Source organism: Citrobacter sp. LST-B2, assembly GCF_057983045.1.
Genome location: NZ_CP192598.1, coordinates 67,634 through 84,109, shown reverse-complemented (window position 1 = coordinate 84,109; position 16,476 = coordinate 67,634). Strand labels below are relative to the sequence as shown.

Genomic DNA, 16,476 nt, shown 5'->3' with positions numbered 1-16,476 from the left:
AGTTGTTATGAAATTAACCGTATTAGGCGGGGGCGGCGTTCGTTCCGCGTTCCTGGCGAAATCTCTGGCCTATAATGCGCATCGTATTGGTTTACAGGAAGTGGTGTTCCTCGATAACGCAGAAGAGAACCTGAAAATTTTCGGCGAAATCGCCCGTTATGTTTTTGCCACGATTCGACCTGATATTCGTTTCAGCCTGACGACGGATCCGGTATCCGCGTTAAAGAACAGCAATTATGTCATCACTACGCTACGCGTCGGCGGCGATGAAAGCCGTGTGCGCGATGAACGTATCGCGCTCAACCATAACACATTAGGTCAGGAAACCACCGGGGCGGGTGGTTTTGCGATGGCGATGCGGTCGATTCCCGCCATTCTTAATTACTGCCGTCTGATTGAAGAACATGCCGCACCCGATGCCATTCTGTTCAACTTTACTAACCCTTCCGGACTGGTTACCGAGGCGATCATCAAATCCGGGTTCAAACGTCGGGTTTATGGCATTTGCGATGCCCCTTCAGAGTTGATTCGCGAACTGCCTGCCATCCTCAACTGCGACGAAGCGGATTTGAAAGTGGAGTGCTATGGTCTGAACCACTTCTCGTGGTTTACCCATTTCACCGTGAAAGGTGAGGACGTCACCGACAAACTGGTGAGCAACCCGGCGCTGTACAGCAAAACGGCGATGCAGTACTTCTCACCGGTGCTGGTTCAGCTTTGCGACAAGCAATTGCTGAATGAATATCTCTATTACTACTACTATCGCGAAGTGGCGCTGAAAGCGATTCAGGATGCACCGGAAACGCGCGGTGAAGCTATCGCGCGGATCAACAAGGAAATGCGCGAGGAACTGCAGAATGTGGATGCGCAGGCAAACCCGGAAGCCGCATTCGATATCTGGATGAAACACTATCTGCGCCGCGAAAATAGCTATATGCAGAGTGAGTCGCATCAGGAAAAATTCAACACCCGCACGCCGCTAACGCTGCAACAGTTTATTGAAGAACCGGATAGCGGCGGTTACGCAGGGGTGGCGCTGGATATTCTCGAAGCCGTGAACAGCGCCACCAGCAAACGCATCGTTGTCTCACTGCAAAACAATGGCACGCTGGATTTCTTACGCCCGGATGATGTCATTGAGATCAGCTGTGATCTGAGCAAAGAGGGGCTGAAACCGGTGACGCCGATCCACGTACCGGACGCGCAGAAAAACATGATCTCCTGCGTGAAAGAGTACGAGCGTCTGGCAGTGGACGCCATCATGCGCAAAGATAAATTTCTGGCAATCCGCGCATTAATGGCGCATCCGCTGATTGGCTCCTGGTCGTTGGCCGAAAAGTTGGTTGGCGAGTATCTCGACGAAGCACAGTTTAGCGACTGGAAATGATCGTTCCCGGGGCGTCGAGTGGCGCCCCGCCCGGATTTTGCATAAACCAGAGCTTCAGCAAATGTTCGAATCCCAGGATGCAGTAACCAAAGAAAGGGTTGCTCCAGTAGATATCATCATCAAACTTTTGCGGATCGTGAATGATGACGGCGGTGTTTGCCGCCTGGGCCAGGGGGCTTTGATAGTCACCGGTAAAGCAGACAAGGTCGGTATTTTTACCTTCCAGCGCCTTGACCCAATTTAATGCCGAACTGCTGCGACCAGATTTAGACACCAGCCAGATAGAATCGAATTTTGCAGCCGTTTTTTGTTCCAGTATTTCGTAGTCCGGCCAAAGTGCCAGGCTGGCATTCACGCCAATCACCAGGAATTTATTATAAATATATTGCGCAATCAGTTGTGAGAAACCGCTGCCATGAATAAGAATACGGTCGTGCTGCAGACGATTTAATAGCAACGCGAGGTTTTCGGTTGGCTGGACATTCATAAAGTTAATATCATTGGTCACATCAAGTTTTGGCATTGTAATATTAAATTTAATGAAATACACCAGCTCCAGCCAGCCGCTAAATTTGAGCTTTTTCGCCAGACGGACCAGCGATGACGGATTGCTGTAACAGTGTTCCGCGACGGTGCGGATACCCTCACGAATGCATTGTTCTGGATTATTCTGAATAAAGCGCAGTACGGTAACTTCTGTCTTACTTAATTTTACATCACGAAATACATTTTCCAGTTCCATTTTCTGCTCCTGTGAGTGCAGAATAAATTTATCATTTTTTAAAGTAAACGGTCTGTGCAACAGGTCACTTCATCACAATTTCATATTAAAAAAAGAAATGAATAAAAATCTGACATTACTCGCCATGATATTTTTCTTATGGGGCAATATAACCGCCATTAACAGCGTGCTGATCATCTTTTTCTATCAGTATTTCCATCTGTCGTGGTCGCAGTCTATTTTCATTACCGTTATTTTTTACGTGGCCCCTTTTCTGACCTGTCTGCCCTGTTCAATGCTAATTGAACGCCAGGGGTACCGTAAGGTGTTGCTGCTGTCGTTAACGTTGTCGGTTGCGGGATGCCTGCTGTTCGCTCTGGCGTTGCAGCTGGATTCCTTCGCCCTGTCACTGTTGGCGATGTTTGTCGTGGCGACGGGCGTGGCGGCGATGCAGGTTGTCGCGAATCCCTATCTGACATTGCTCAGCGCACCGCACAAACGCATTGGCAATCTGTGTCTGGCCTCTGCGGTTAATTCGCTGGGAACCACGCTGGCGCCCATGCTGGTTGCGCTCCTCCTGGCGTTTTCCCCTATCGATATCCTGGCGCGTGAAGAACCTATCAGTGCGCTCTGGCTTTGCCTCGCCTGCTTTTCGCTGGCATTGATTGCAGGGGTTTTCTGGATCCGCCTGCCGGATGTGGCGCGCCCGGAAAAAGCCGCGTCAGGAACGTATAACGCCTGGAAGAACAGAGAACTGTTATTCAGTGTGGCGGCGATTTTTATCTATGTCGGCGTCGAAGTGAGTCTTGCGACCAGTCTGGTAAAATATCTCATCACCATCGGCGGCTGGAGCACTACTGTTGCGATGTCGCTGGTCTCTTTTTACTGGGGAGGTGCGCTGGCGGGTCGTTTTCTTTATGGTTTTCTCGCCGACAAAACAGGCAATTACACGCCGTTTCTGATGGCGACGCTGGCCTGTGCAACGGCGGTGATGATGGCGATATGGCTGAACAATACCACTGGCGGTTATCTGCTTATCCTGACCGGTTTAGGAAACTCAATTCTCTATCCGATTATCTTCGGGCACACCATCAACAAAAATCCGGCCATCGCCAATATTTCTGCCGCAGCAATGGTGATGGCCGGCATTGGTGGTGCGGTTATACCCTTACTTCAGGCTGCTTGTATTGATGGACTCAACCTCCGGTTCAGCTTTCTATTACCGGTCGCGTTGTATCTGCTACTGGCGCTGTGGGGGCGGCTGAACCTCCACCCCCTCGGTACATCAACTTAAAGCGAAATGACGATCTCATGACTTTGCGGCGTCACCATCACGCCCAGTTCGCTTCCCCGGTGTGAAGCGCCGCGAATACCGCTAATCTGCGCGATGTTACGCAGGCACAACGTCCAGTCGTGCGCATCCCCCTTGCCCGTCACGGTGAGGGTGTTGCCATTGCGCTTAGCAGTCAACGTAAAGATAACCGAACCGTCAGCAGCAGGGACGTCGCACACGGCTTCACGTCCCTCCTCGAGCGCGAACAACTGGAAGGCAGTGCCTTCGTTCCACGCGTAATCTGGTTTCTGATTATTACGGCCCAGCGCCAACAGGGTGTTGTCACGCACATACACTGGCAGACTCAGGAAGTCATGCTGCTGTTTGTACCAGCGGCCGCCCTGTACGACGTCATTGCGCCACAGATGCGTCCAGCGTCCTTCCGGCAAGTAAAACTGCACCTCCCCCGTTTCCGAGAATACCGGCGCCACCATCACTGAATCCCCTAGCATATACTGGCGATCGAGATAATCGCAGGCCGGATCGTCCGGGAACTCCAGCATCATGGCGCGCATCATTGGCGTGCCCCGCTCGTGTGCGCGAGCCGCTTCACGGTACAGGTACGGCATCATGCGGCACTTCTGCTCGGTGAAGAAACGCACCACATCGCAGGATTCCTCATCATACGCCCAGGGCACACGATAGGATTTGCTGCCGTGCAGGCGACTGTGGCTGGAGAGCAGACCAAATGCACACCAGCGTTTATAAACGTGTGCCGGCGCGGTGTTTTCGAAGCCGCCGATATCGTGGCTCCAGAAGCCAAAACCGGACAAGCCAATGGACAGGCCGCCGCGCAGGCTTTCTGCCATTGACTCATAGTTGGCGTAGCAGTCGCCGCCCCAGTGTACCGGAAACTGCTGTGCGCCCACCGATGCGGATCGGGCGAACAGCACCGCCTCTTTTTCGCCAACGGTCTCTTTCAGCACGTTCCACACCAGTTCGTTGTAGATGTAGGCATAATGGTTGTGCATTTTCTGCGGATCGGAACCATCAAACCATTGCACATCGGTCGGGATACGCTCGCCGAAGTCGGTCTTGAAGCAGTCAACACCGATATCCACCAGACCTTTCAGTTTATTGGCATACCATTCACAGGCCTGCGGATTGGTGAAGTCATAAATCGCCAGCCCCGGTTGCCATTTATCCCATTGCCACAGGGAACCGTCCGGACGTTTCAGCAGGTAGCCTTTCTCTTTCAGCTCCTTGAAAATCGGCGATTTCTGTCCGATGTACGGGTTGATCCATACGCAGACCTTCAGCCCTTTCTCCTTCAACCGACGAATCATTCCTTCCGGGTCGGGGAACGTCACCGGATCCCATTCGAAGTCGCACCACTGAAAAGCCTTCATCCAGAAGCAGTCAAAGTGGAAGACGTGCAGCGGCAGATTGCGCTCAGCCATGCCGTCGATAAAGCGGTTTACCGTCGCTTCATCGTAGTTGGTGGTGAACGAAGTGGTCAGCCACAGGCCAAACGACCAGGCAGGCGGCAACGCCGGACGCCCCGTGAAGCGGGTATAGCGGTTCAACACTTCTTTCGGCGTCGGACCGTCGATCACGAAATATTCGAGATATTCGCCCTCGACGCTGAACTGCACTTTCGACACTTTCTCCGAACCGACTTCAAACGAGACGCACTGTGGATGGTTGACCAGCACGCCATAGCCACGGTTGGTCATATAAAACGGGATGTTCTTATAGGATTGCTCGGTGCTGGTGCCGCCATCGCGGTTCCAGGTTTCTACCGTCTGACCATTACGCACCAGCGCGGTAAAGCGCTCGCCCAGACCGTAAACCGTCTCGCCGACGCCCAGATCCAGGCGCTCGAACATGTAGTTCCGCTGGGTGGTGGTGTCCTGCACATAGCCGTTGTTCTTCAACTGACTACCGGTAATGCGCACACCGTTACGCAGGAAATCCAGCGACCAGCACTCACCTTTAGTGACGCGCACGCTTAAGTTACCGCTTTTCAGCTCAGCAACCTCAGCGGTGTTTTGGATATCGACCTTCACGTCCTGTAAAACGTTGAGCGGGTAATGCGGACCGTTATCCAGCGCCCCCTGAAAGTGTTCCATACGCACGCCCACAATCCCTTCCTGCGGCGAAGAGAAACGCAATGTAAAGAGCGGAGTATCCAGTTGCCAGGTGCGTTCGCGGACATCACGCGGCGCGGCATAAACCACCAGTTCGTTACCGTGCTGTTCCACATCAAACACCTGGACTGGATGAAGTAAATTAAGGCCAGGCTGAATCAGCCAGTTTCCATCGCTAATCTTCATACTCTGTTCCTTTAGTTCTGAAATTCGTTATGCGTAAATTCCTGCTGATTGCGACGCGCGCCCTGTGCCAGTTGGTCGAGGATGTTTCTCAGGTAAGGCGTTTTCAGGGTGTAGAAGCGTTTGGCAATCACGGCACTCAGCAGATAGCAGATGGCCGGGACGATTGTGAACAGGGCAATAATGATGTTGATGGTGGCGTTGTTCTGCGTTTTCGCCGCCGCGTCGTAGCCACCGCCTGCCAGCATCCAGCCAATAAGCGCGCCACCGAGCGCCAGACCCAGTTTGAGTACGAACAGTGTGCCCGCAAAACTGATACCGGTCAGACGTTTACCGTTGCACCATTCGCCATAATCGACGGTATCGGACATCATCACCCACTGGATCGGCGTCACCAGCTGGTGCAACACGCCAATCACGAAGATAAAGACGAACATGGTGATGTCGGCCTGCATCGGGACAAAGAACATCGCGAGGCTAACCACGGCCAGGGCCGCGTTGGTCCACCAGAAGATGCTGACTTTGCATTTCCAGTCGGTGAGGGGTTTTGCCAGCGCGGAGCCAATCAGGTTACCAACACAGTAGGTGGTCAGGAAGGCGACGAATACTTCCGGCGTCCCCAGGATCCAGGTGACGTAATACATCATCGCGCCACCGCGTACGCAGACGGCGAGAATATTGAGGATGGTCAGCAGACCCACAATCCGCCACTGGTCGTTTTGCCAGATATCGCGGAGATCTTCGCGCATTGAGGTTGTGCTCGGTGGCGCTTCGATACGCTCTTTGGTGGTGAAGAAGCAAAACGCCAGCATCAGGAATGCCACTACCGACAGCACTGCAATCCCACCCTGAAATCCCAGCGCTTTGTTATCACCGCCAATGAGATTCACCAGCGGCATCATCAGCACGGTCGAGAGCATCCCGCCCGCCGTCGCCAGCACAAAGCGCCAGGATTGCAGAGAAATACGCTGCGTGGGGTCATTAGTGATCACCCCGCCCAGTGCGCAATACGGGATATTCACCACGGTATAAAGCAGCGTCAGCAGCGTATAGGTGATAGCAGCGTAAATCATCTTACCGTTCAGGCTGAGGTCCGGCGTGCTGTATGCCAGGACGCAAACAAGGCCAAACGGCAGCGCGCCAAACAGCACCCACGGACGGAATTTGCCCCAACGGGAACGCGTGCGATCCGCCAGCAGTCCCATGCACGGGTCTGAAATGGCGTCCAGCGCGCGCCAGTAAAAACATGGTGCCGACAAAACCGGCGGGAATACCGAAAATATCGGTATAAAAAAACATCATATACAGCATGACGTTATCAAAAATGATATGACTGGCAGCGTCGCCCATCCCGTAGCCAATCTTCTCCTTAACAGACAAAATATGAATAGTCATAACGCATCCTTTCGCGCTCTCATGCGCACTGGTACCGGTTACCGTTTTTGTAAACCATTCGCGCTAGCGACGGATATTCCGATATCTCGTTATTAAATTACGATTCTTGTTTTCTGTGATCGCGGTTGCGCCAGAAGATGTGAGAAAATGTAACTAGAGGAATTTATGAGGATTTATATGAAACCGATCATGGTAAGAAGAAAGGGAAGTTAAAAAAGTGAGTGAGGGGGTGTGGAAACGTCAGGAAGTAGCTATAATGCGCCCCGCCTCCATGTAGCAATGCAGGCGCGGAAGATCGTCGTCTCCGGTGAGGCGGCTGGACTTCAAATCCAGTTGGGGCCGCCAGCGGTCCCGGGCAGGTTCGACTCCTGTGATCTTCCGCCAAAATATCATGCCCTATTCCCGCTTCAGAAAGCCTAAAACGCCTTCTACATTCGAGTTTCGCGCGGTTTTCATCGCGTCTCTTACAACACCATCACCATCTCGTGCCACGCCATCCCGCCGTGATCGGATTCAGACGGTTTGACGTAGCGATAGCCAAAGTGAGCATAAAGATCGACATGACGATCTTTACACATCAGGTGAATCGTCTTTTTGTGCATCGCTTTCATCCGCGCCACAAATTCACGCATCATCAGTGAAGAATAGCCTTTCCCCTGAAAATCCGGGTGCACCACCACCGACATAATCACCGCATTGGGCGCATCCGGATCGTGGCCTACCAGTTCCTTAAAAGCCTCGTCAGACATCACCACTTCCCAGGCGCAACCGGCATTAATAAAGCCAGCCACCTCGCCGTTCAGCTCCATACACATAAATCCCTGCGGATAGCGCTGGATACGGGTAGCAATCTTTTCCCGGGTTGCCGCTTCATCGCCTTCATAGGCGAGCGTTTCAATCTCATAACAGCGGTCAACATCGGCGGGCGTGGCCTGACGGAATAGCGGAGTGGGCATGCGTTTACCTTTTTTTGAATCAACTGGACTGCCTCATCATACCCGCAGATAACACGGTTTACGCTGATGGTATTCACATGAAAATGAAAGGGATGCACAAAGCCCGGCGTGATGTTATTCGCCGGACCATTTGCGGATGTGCGAGCAGATTGACGCATTGCGTCATGAAATCAGCTAGCCGGGTAGTCCAGATACCCTTCTTTCCCGCCACCAAAGAACGTCTCTTTAATTGGCGCATTCAGCGGCAAGTCATTTTTTAGTCGATGTGGCAGATCCGGGTTAGCAATAAATGGACGACCAAAACCGATCAGATCGGCCCAGCCGTTCGCCAGCGCCTCTTCTGCACGGATTTTGGTGTATTTACCGGAGTAAATCAACGTGCCGTGGAAGATAATACGCAGCGCTTCTTTAAACGCGGCAGGCATGACCGGCGCATCTTCCCAGTCCGCTTCGGCGATATGAATATAGGCAATGCCTAGCTCGTTCAGCACGCTGGCTGCCGCCAGATAGGTCGCTTCCGGGGTATCATCTTTTGACCCCATCAGCGTGGTCAGCGGAGCGAGACGAATACCCACGCGCTCTTTACCAATCGCCGCAGAGACCGCCGTCACCACCTCCCGCATAAAGCGCAGACGGTTTTGCAGCGAGCCGCCGTATTCGTCGTCACGCAGGTTGGCCTGCGAGTCAATGAACTGATTGATCAGATAGCCGTTCGCCCCATGCAGTTCAATGCCGTCAAATCCTGCAGCGATAGCATTACGCGCCGCCTGAGCATAGTCATTGACAATAGCCGGGATCTCTTCCAGCGTCAGGGCGCGCGGCATGTCATGCTGCACCATCTCGCCGACGCCATTTTCCGGGCCGCGCCCTTCCACATCGACAAAGACTTTCACCCCTGGCGCCTGAATGGCAGAAGAAGAGACCGGCGCGGCGCCGCCAGGTTGCAGAACGGTGTGTGAAACACGACCGACGTGCCACAACTGAGCGAAGATTTTACCGCCCGCCTTGTGCACGGCGTCGGTGACTTTTTTCCAGCCAGCAATCTGTGCATCGGAATAGATACCCGGCGTCCAGGCATAGCCCTGACCCTGCTGGCTGATTTGCGTGCCTTCGCTAATGATAAGCCCCGCGCTGGCACGCTGCGCGTAATAGTCCGCCATCATGTCAGTCGCGACGTCGCCTGCCCCGGCGCGAGAACGCGTCATCGGCGGCATAACAATCCGGTTTTTTAACGGCAAGGCATTCAGCGCATAGTGATCGAATAACATAATGGGTTTCCCTCGCGATTATTTATACAGTTCTGCACTCATGGTGACGGTATTGCCCATTCGAGCGCTGGTGATTTTGTATTCAGAGGCGTTCATCTCTTTCGCTTTTTGCGCAATCACTGCTTCAGCAGAATCCAGCGTGGTGCCAGACGCCGTAACGCTCTGTGCAGAGGCGCTAAAGGTCATAGCAGAGAACAGAGAAGCAGTAATAACAGCGATAATGGTTTTCATGTTTAATCCCAGAGTAAATTGATTGGTTGGCGTTGAATAACGCGTTGGGAGAAGAATACGCTGACGACCTGATGACATAAATGATACAAATGGCAATAGACTATTGCGTTTTTGTTCACAATAAGAGGAGAACGGATCGCCAGTGATTTTGGCTCTGCGCGTTTGACCTGCCATCAGACAAACCACTGCGCTTTGAAGAAGGCCACTATGGCGAGATACAGATTCAGGGCTTTACCCGATCTGAGGAAGCGAACGGGATCGATAAAAGCAAAGACTTAACGCAACAGGTAGGGTAATGATTTCAGCAATACTCCAGCCTGTTACGCCAAAGTCGTTCTGTCCTGCGAAATATCTTAACGATATCGATCATCAGGATTGTTTTTTTACCTTCAAAGAAAACTGTTTCGGTGTTATGCCAAAGAACTCTTTAAAGTTACGAATAAAGTATGAAGTACTGGTATAGCCCACTTCATTGGCAATACTGTTAATATGCTTCTCAGTCGTGGTGATGAGTTTCGCCGCCTGATGCATGCGAATATCCAACACCAGCGTATTAAAATTATTACTCTCTTTCTCCAGCTTTTTACGAATCGACACCTCCGACATATGTAAAATGTTCGCCAGATCTGCCAGCCTCCACGATTTAGAGAGATCGGCTTCAATGATTGACTTCAGTCGTTCAGTAAAGGTGGTATCCGTTGATACCGACAAGGAATAAACTAAGGATTCTATATCCCTCATTTTAGAAAGAAGATAGGTTATTTTATAAACTTGTCGGTGTTGTGGGACATCGCTTCCCGTTAATCGTTTGAAGATTTTTGTATCTGTTTCATCAACAGGACAGGTAAATATTTTACGCCGCGTCTGGTTGACTCTTTGCGGATCTAACAACAGCGGTTCCATCACCTTACAGATACAACTCAACACATCACTATCAACGTGATAGAGCTCATAAGGAACCCCTTTACCTAGCACTTTTAATGCAACATCAATCACTGTGTTTTTTTCGATATAACAAAGTGATTCAGGGGGTACATTAAAGGACTGCCCATCTTTCGTTTTTATAAGCAGTTGCGCATCCCGTAGATAGATAATCGCACAGTTATAAAAACGTATCTTTTTCAGCACCAACAGATTGTTGTGTGCATAACTTTCCTTAGCCGGAAAATTAAGGGTACTTAAAGCACTTTGACTATTCATACAGTCACCCCCATGCTTTGTATGCATATAATTTCATGGGTTATCAGCCATGTAAATTCGGAATTTTTTAATTAACGAAATAGTTTATAATTTTAATTATTACTTTTTTAACTATGCATTTCTTTAAAATACATAGCGTTACCCAGTGGCTTTGGTGATGTAGTTAACAATTTTAATATTTTCAACAGGAAATTACACGTAGAAACAGCAATCAGGTATTTGACACCAGAAAAAAATCATTAAGCAGCAGCGGCAGTTTTCTGGTGGACTCCGCGCCGAGTTTAATTTTTATCTCGCGTATCCTATAATAAATAGTATTTTCCTTTAGCTGTGTTAACGTCGCGATCTCCCTGACTTTCTTCCTTTTAAAAAAGTACAAATAGACAATTTTTCGTTCATCCTCCGTAAAGTCGTTGAACACAGAAACAGGCGAAGGTCTGCTGCTTGTCAGGACTCGCAGTTTCTTACAACGGTACGCAATCTGATCGAGGGACAGACACGTCACCGGGAGTTTCTCCATAAGAAAACTGTAAGCAAAGTAATCGTCCTTGTCGCAGACCAGATATATTTTATTATATTTATTAAGCACATCATGATCAGATTCAATCTCTCTGTACTCATGACATTTAATATCTGGATCATCATTAGAGAGCAATGACAACCCATAATTAAAATAGGCATTTTTACTTGCCAACAAAAAAGCAACCGACATAAGAACTCTTAGTTATCAAATGTATTAGACACCTTAACTAAAAGGGACTATAAAGTATGAAAAGTGCAAAAACCACCCTAAAAAATAACCCATTGCGATAAAATTATGCACACTAACTTGTTGCGTAAATGGATTTAATTCTCACTCACATTTAATCCATAAAAAAGCCTGAACTATAGGTTCAGGCTTTTACTGACTCACCTGTTAAAATCAGAATGAATAACGGATATTGGCGTTAATTGCCTTATCGATATCGTAATGACCGAAGGCCGAACGCTCTATATTAAGACTAATCCTGGTGTTTTCTTTAATTCTGGCATTAACACCTAAACTGAAGTTAACCCGGCTATCTTTACCATTCTTAATATGAGTTTCCCCGGCAAAATCATGAACAACCGTCTCTGCCGGTTTAAACAGGTCATACTGATAATGAACGCCCGCCAGCGCCGTCAGTTCCCAGTCTTTCCCTCTGAACGTTTTTCCGGATTCCACCCCCGTACGACCAATCAACGGATTCTCCTGCTTACGCTGCATACGGATGTCTGAACCTGCAGACTGCCAGTCAAACCGGGTTCCTGACACTGAGCCATAAACCAGTTCCGTCTGCGGCTGGATAAAAGTTTCGCCGGGTAGCGAGAAGCGCCAGCCGGTTTCTGCACCCAGATACCAGGAGTGCGAGCGGTAATCCTGCTCCGGCATTCCGGTTTCACTCGCCGAATAGTGGTTGTCGTGGCGAACATATTTACCGATGGCATCCACATACAGCCCGGAGTCAAACATCGCGGAAGCATAAAGACCGATACCGGTTGATTTTGTCTGACCGGACCAACCATCGCCATGGCTGTTACTGTGAGTGAACGTTGCCGTCACACCGGTAAACAGGTCACCACCGTCAAACGCGTGCTTTCTGTCAGCGCCAGCCTGCAGGTGAGTCCAGCTGTCTGAATAACCCGCATCTGCGGAACCGGTACCGCTGAAGACTCGCGCCCACGCCCCGGTTTCACCGTGGGTGTTGCGCAGGTCGCCCATGCGATAGTTCAGGTTGTTCATCTCCGTCAGGAAGTTTTTAAATCCCGTATTCATAATGGCTTTACTGGCCTGCACCGCCGCATTGTCCTGCTGCACGTCAAACCCTTCCAGTCGCCATTGTTTGCTGTTCCCGCTCTCCACGATACCCATCTGCGGCGTGAAGGTATGAACACCCGCGCGCTGTGTCACCGTTTTGAGCGTGAACACATCGGCAGCCGTCGCTTTCGGTGCCGTGACTAACGCGACGGGCGATGTTTCCTTACTCACTGAAGCCACAGACGGGACAACAACCAGCGCATTGTTTTTACCGGTCAGCGACTGCTTAACCGTTACCGTATCTGCCGTTTTACCGTCAGTGTTCATGATGAACTGGCTGTTGCTGGCCGTTAGAGTGTCCACCGTCAGAGAACCCGCTGCGCCGGTATTGCCAAAGCGCACCTGTGAACCTTTCAGGTCGAGAGATTTCACCACGGACTGCCCGTCCGCCTGCCAAAGAGTATTCGTCATCACCGCGCCTGCCAGTGGCGCACTCAGGTTGCCACCATAAGCTGTGAACAGATTCTCACGGGCATCCTCTGCCGTACCAACATTCAGGCTGGCAGCATCATCCGCCTTGATATTGCCTGTTATTACGCTACCCGCGCCGACATTCAGCGTGGTGCCCTGCCCGTCAAGACGCCAGCGCTCAGCCGAGTACGCTCCGGTTAACAGCGAAAGCGTTGATCCTGTACCGGCAGTCACTTCACTGTCAGAAACCAGCCCCGACGTTGCCGTCAGCTTCGCGCCATCTGCCAGTGACAGCGGCGAGTGGCTGAAACGGCTGAACTGGCTGAGAACGGCATCACTGGACGCCACGGTCACCGAACTGTCTGCGCTGTCAATCCCGCCGCTAAAGTGTTCATTAATGTTGAGGGTGGAGCCGTTCTTCAGCTGTACGCGTCCGGTGAAACGGCTCTGATCGGCGTCGTTTGTCGCTTGTGACTGCCCGAATGACGGCGTGGTCTTCACCCCGTTCCCGTCATTGAGATCGATAAAGAGGTTTTCACTGCCCAGCGTTACGGTGGAATGGTCGGCATTAATATTTGTATTAAGGCTGGCATTCCTCGCCAGACTGAAATCAGCGTTGTACAGATCAAGCTGCTTCATGCTGAACTGGCGGGTTTCCCAGTCACTCTGGGTAAAGGAAACCGGCTGAGTGAGAACAGAGTTGTCGCCCAGCGCCTTCAGCTTATCCGCCACAGCCTGAGTGCTCACAGCATGGATAACCGGATGCCCCTGGACAAACAGACGGCCATTTTGCTGGGTGAAGCTCCCCTGCGTGTTCATCCCGCCATCCATGACAAAGTCGTTCTGCGTTCCAGGTGTAACGGTATTTTTGACATCAACATTGCCGGTGAAGTGGCCGTGCCAGATATTGGCAACTGCCGTTGTGGCATCTGCTTTATTGAAATCCAGGTTGACGGAGGCCTGTTTCCCGCGGTTGGTCAGGATCGCCCCGTCGTCCGCGCCGTTAAGCTGATGGAAGGTGAGGCTGTTACCGTTGATGTCGAGCTTACCGCCGCGATAACCCCATTTGATATTGTCGGGATTAACCTGTTTGTCATCACTTAACACAACGGTTGGGCGACCGCTCACAATACTGACATTATTAAAGGCCTGAACGTTGCCATCGATGTCCGGTCGTTGTGCCAGAACCACCGTCCCTTCGCCAACATTCAGCCCACCTGGATTGATACCCGTACCATTCACTTTCAGTGTCCCGGTACCGAGCTTATGCAAATTATCACCCTGAACACCGTTCACCTGCCAGTCGACGGTATGATCGCCGTTAACAATGATTCCGCCACCTTTCCAGGTCTGAGAATCCAGGGGCTTAATAATGTAATCATCATCAAAGGTCAGCGTCCCTGCCCCCTGGTCAACGGTATTTTCTAACACCACAGAGCCGCCCCCCTGGAAGATGAGATCTTTACCGCTGTTCAATGAAGCAGGCCAGGTTGCCCCCTGATTACCATGCATTGACCATGAGGCCGCCCCCTGGGTTAATGCGCCAACGCCGGTTTTGTCATCATAAGTCCAGTGAATATCACCTTCATTTTTTTGTGAATGGATTGGGGCATCAGCGTTCAGCTTCATGGTTTCAACCACGTCACCGACAGGGATTACTGTATAATAGTTAGTCTTACCCGATAACCCCGCATAAGAATTGAGTACTCCAACTACAACCCATTTGTTTTGCTGTGCATCCCAGCCAAATAATGGAGAGCCACTGTCCCCAGGAGTACCATAGGTGGAAAGAGGGGTATCTGTTGTGATAGTGAAAAAACGCCAGCTAGAAGTATATGGTGGATTTACTATTCCTCCTGTTTTATAAGAGTATCCCCCTGCGAGTTGTGTCAATTTGCCACTCTCATCTTTGACATATTGCGTTCCCGTACCGACCCGATAGAAAACGGGAAACCGCTCTGTATTCTGATATGTACCATTTTCAATCCCCGCACTGGTCATATCAAGAGGCACAATCTCTGTCACAATTTTATTCAGTCGAGGCCGATGGAAATCCCACTCGTGATTATTTCTTTCAACCAGGTTATAGGTGGTGTCGTCACTGTAACCAAACTTCACCTGTTTATAACCCACGTTGTGTTTCACGCTGACGATATATTGCGGTGCAACTAACGTTCCAATACCATTTGTGTCAGTTGAACTGAAATCTATCATGGGCGCTTTATTTAGCGTGGTAACGATAGATCCATTTTTATCATATAGCGGGATGTTTTCTGCGCCTGGCTTAAACAGGCCTTTGTTCTCAGCAAAATCGCGATATGTCTGGTAAGGAATACTGTGTACGCTAACTGAAGCCTCTGATGATAGAGGACATACTAATCCTGTCATGCTGATAAGCAAGGCATTCAGGGTTGTTCGTACTATTTGACATTTCCTTATCCTCCTTATCCCTCTACTGACTTCTGAAACGACAACAGCTTCGCCCTTTCTGTTCTTTTTTATTGCATATACTTTATTCACTTTATCCCCCGGGAACTATCAGATTAAAACACTAAAAATCAATAAAAACCAGAATCAGTCAATAAAATAACGGGGCTTTTTTATTCTTATATCCTGAAAGAGTATTATGATAAATACACTATCATCTTTACTCTATTTTATATCTCCCTTACAAAAAATAAAAAAATTAGTTACGAAAACTGAAACTATATAACTAACGAAATGACAAATAAAAAAAGCCGATAGGAAAGTAACAAACGCCATTTTAGGATTTGCCATCGAATTCCCAAGGCAATATATTCTGCCTCGCTCATTAAGATTGTTATGAGCTGACTTTAGAATTAAGCCTATTACTAATGGAGTATAAAATGAAAAAGCTGATTTTAGGTTCGGCAATTGTGGCGGTTCTGGGTGTAGCGTCTAGTGCTATGGCTGCGCCAAACACTGGTACTGTAAACTTTACGGGTTCTGTTTCGACCGCCACTTGCGAAGTTAGTGTAAAAGATAGCAGTGGTACGAGTGTTAGCACTGTTAATTTAGGCACTATTGCAAATACAGCAGCAAACGGGGCACAAGTAGCTTTTAAGCTCGTTCCTCAAAGGCCTGATTGTCTTGCAAAAGCTCAAGCTAATGTTTCTTGGTCTTCTCCGACACTAACGGATGTAGGCATCGCTAACGCTGCAGCAGGTGGCACTAACGCCTTTATGAACCTGGTCGGTACAAATGCAGTCAAACAGGGTGCTGAGGCTGCAATTAAAGCGGGTGCAACCTCTTTAGATTATAATTCCACCAAAGGTGGTATCGCCTCCTTCGATTATAGTGCCTGGCTGAGCAAACCAAGCACTGGCACACTTACTGCTGGTCCATTCTCAGCCTCTGCAAGCTATGTAATCGCATATAAATAAATATCTTTCATAAAAAGGGAGCCTTGGCTCCCTTAATTAAATAAGGTACATGTTGGCAAG

The 16,476-nt window shown here is 50.0% G+C and carries 11 protein-coding genes, 1 tRNA gene and 1 pseudogene; 4 read left to right on the top strand and 9 right to left on the bottom strand.

Annotated elements, in window-relative coordinates; all coding sequences use genetic code 11:
- Positions 1-7 precede the first annotated feature (7 nt).
- Positions 8-1,387 (top strand): family 4 glycosyl hydrolase, encoded by a 1,380-nt coding sequence (locus tag ACQ0PY_RS00390; RefSeq protein WP_109739707.1) that lies wholly within the window; start codon positions 8-10, stop codon positions 1,385-1,387.
- Here ACQ0PY_RS00390 and ACQ0PY_RS00385 read toward each other — a convergent pair.
- Positions 1,371-2,129: a MurR/RpiR family transcriptional regulator gene (locus ACQ0PY_RS00385; protein WP_042998650.1), complete on the bottom strand. Its 759-nt coding sequence runs from the start codon at positions 2,127-2,129 to the stop codon at positions 1,371-1,373. The genes ACQ0PY_RS00390 and ACQ0PY_RS00385 overlap by 17 nt on opposite strands.
- A 97-nt stretch (positions 2,130-2,226) precedes the next feature.
- On the opposite strand from ACQ0PY_RS00385, the gene ACQ0PY_RS00380 reads away from it, so the two are divergent.
- Positions 2,227-3,402 carry an MFS transporter gene (locus ACQ0PY_RS00380; RefSeq protein WP_046401680.1) on the top strand — a complete coding sequence of 392 codons (1,176 nt, stop codon included), beginning with the start codon at positions 2,227-2,229 and terminating at the stop codon, positions 3,400-3,402.
- Here ACQ0PY_RS00380 and yicI read toward each other — a convergent pair.
- Positions 3,399-5,717 (bottom strand): alpha-xylosidase, encoded by a 2,319-nt coding sequence (yicI, locus tag ACQ0PY_RS00375; protein WP_109739708.1) that lies wholly within the window; start codon positions 5,715-5,717, stop codon positions 3,399-3,401. The two genes, ACQ0PY_RS00380 and yicI, sit on opposite strands and share 4 nt — an antisense overlap.
- Positions 5,718-5,728: 11 nt before the next feature.
- Positions 5,729-7,109, bottom strand: a pseudogene (locus tag ACQ0PY_RS00370) (glycoside-pentoside-hexuronide family transporter).
- A 289-nt stretch (positions 7,110-7,398) separates the two neighbouring features.
- On the opposite strand from ACQ0PY_RS00370, the gene ACQ0PY_RS00365 reads away from it, so the two are divergent.
- A tRNA-Sec gene (locus ACQ0PY_RS00365) sits at positions 7,399-7,493 on the top strand.
- 80 nt (positions 7,494-7,573) lie between these two features.
- On the opposite strand, the gene ACQ0PY_RS00360 is transcribed toward ACQ0PY_RS00365, so the two are convergent.
- The 6 genes from ACQ0PY_RS00360 to ACQ0PY_RS00335 form a co-directional block, all read right to left on the bottom strand.
- Positions 7,574-8,065: a GNAT family N-acetyltransferase gene (locus tag ACQ0PY_RS00360; RefSeq protein WP_044254500.1), complete on the bottom strand. Its 492-nt coding sequence runs from the start codon at positions 8,063-8,065 to the stop codon at positions 7,574-7,576.
- A 170-nt stretch (positions 8,066-8,235) separates the two neighbouring features.
- On the bottom strand, positions 8,236-9,333 hold the full coding sequence (locus ACQ0PY_RS00355; protein ID WP_109739709.1) for an alkene reductase: 1,098 nt from the start codon (positions 9,331-9,333) through the stop codon (positions 8,236-8,238).
- A gap of 18 nt (positions 9,334-9,351) precedes the next feature.
- The gene (locus tag ACQ0PY_RS00350) at positions 9,352-9,564 is read right to left on the bottom strand and encodes a YdgH/BhsA/McbA family protein (RefSeq protein WP_044263563.1); all 213 of its coding nucleotides are present in this window, start codon (positions 9,562-9,564) and stop codon (positions 9,352-9,354) included.
- Positions 9,565-9,933: 369 nt separating this feature from the next.
- Complete coding sequence (locus tag ACQ0PY_RS00345) at positions 9,934-10,764, bottom strand: AraC family transcriptional regulator (RefSeq protein ID WP_044328463.1); 831 nt, start codon at positions 10,762-10,764, stop codon at positions 9,934-9,936.
- 211 nt (positions 10,765-10,975) lie between these two features.
- Positions 10,976-11,476, bottom strand: coding sequence for a helix-turn-helix transcriptional regulator (locus ACQ0PY_RS00340; protein ID WP_044263569.1), 501 nt, complete (start codon positions 11,474-11,476; stop codon positions 10,976-10,978).
- A gap of 210 nt (positions 11,477-11,686) precedes the next feature.
- Positions 11,687-15,532, bottom strand: coding sequence for a S6 family peptidase (locus ACQ0PY_RS00335; protein WP_109739711.1), 3,846 nt, complete (start codon positions 15,530-15,532; stop codon positions 11,687-11,689).
- Positions 15,533-15,879: 347 nt separating this feature from the next.
- Here ACQ0PY_RS00335 and ACQ0PY_RS00330 point away from each other — a divergent pair, with 347 nt between their 5' ends.
- Positions 15,880-16,416 (top strand): fimbrial protein, encoded by a 537-nt coding sequence (locus ACQ0PY_RS00330; protein WP_446894179.1) that lies wholly within the window; start codon positions 15,880-15,882, stop codon positions 16,414-16,416.
- Positions 16,417-16,476: the final 60 nt, after the last annotated feature.

What these genes read in the sequence shown, in the direction of transcription:
- ACQ0PY_RS00390 (WP_109739707.1), top strand. Translation starts at nt 8, where the DNA reads ATGAAATTAACCGTATTAGGCGGGGGCGGCGTTCGTTCCGCGTTCCTG.
- ACQ0PY_RS00385 (WP_042998650.1), bottom strand. Translation starts at nt 2,129, where the DNA reads ATGGAACTGGAAAATGTATTTCGTGATGTAAAATTAAGTAAGACAGAA.
- ACQ0PY_RS00380 (WP_046401680.1), top strand. Translation starts at nt 2,227, where the DNA reads ATGAATAAAAATCTGACATTACTCGCCATGATATTTTTCTTATGGGGC.
- yicI (WP_109739708.1), bottom strand. Translation starts at nt 5,717, where the DNA reads ATGAAGATTAGCGATGGAAACTGGCTGATTCAGCCTGGCCTTAATTTA.
- ACQ0PY_RS00360 (WP_044254500.1), bottom strand. Translation starts at nt 8,065, where the DNA reads ATGCCCACTCCGCTATTCCGTCAGGCCACGCCCGCCGATGTTGACCGC.
- ACQ0PY_RS00355 (WP_109739709.1), bottom strand. Translation starts at nt 9,333, where the DNA reads ATGTTATTCGATCACTATGCGCTGAATGCCTTGCCGTTAAAAAACCGG.
- ACQ0PY_RS00350 (WP_044263563.1), bottom strand. Translation starts at nt 9,564, where the DNA reads ATGAAAACCATTATCGCTGTTATTACTGCTTCTCTGTTCTCTGCTATG.
- ACQ0PY_RS00345 (WP_044328463.1), bottom strand. Translation starts at nt 10,764, where the DNA reads ATGAATAGTCAAAGTGCTTTAAGTACCCTTAATTTTCCGGCTAAGGAA.
- ACQ0PY_RS00340 (WP_044263569.1), bottom strand. Translation starts at nt 11,476, where the DNA reads ATGTCGGTTGCTTTTTTGTTGGCAAGTAAAAATGCCTATTTTAATTAT.
- ACQ0PY_RS00330 (WP_446894179.1), top strand. Translation starts at nt 15,880, where the DNA reads ATGAAAAAGCTGATTTTAGGTTCGGCAATTGTGGCGGTTCTGGGTGTA.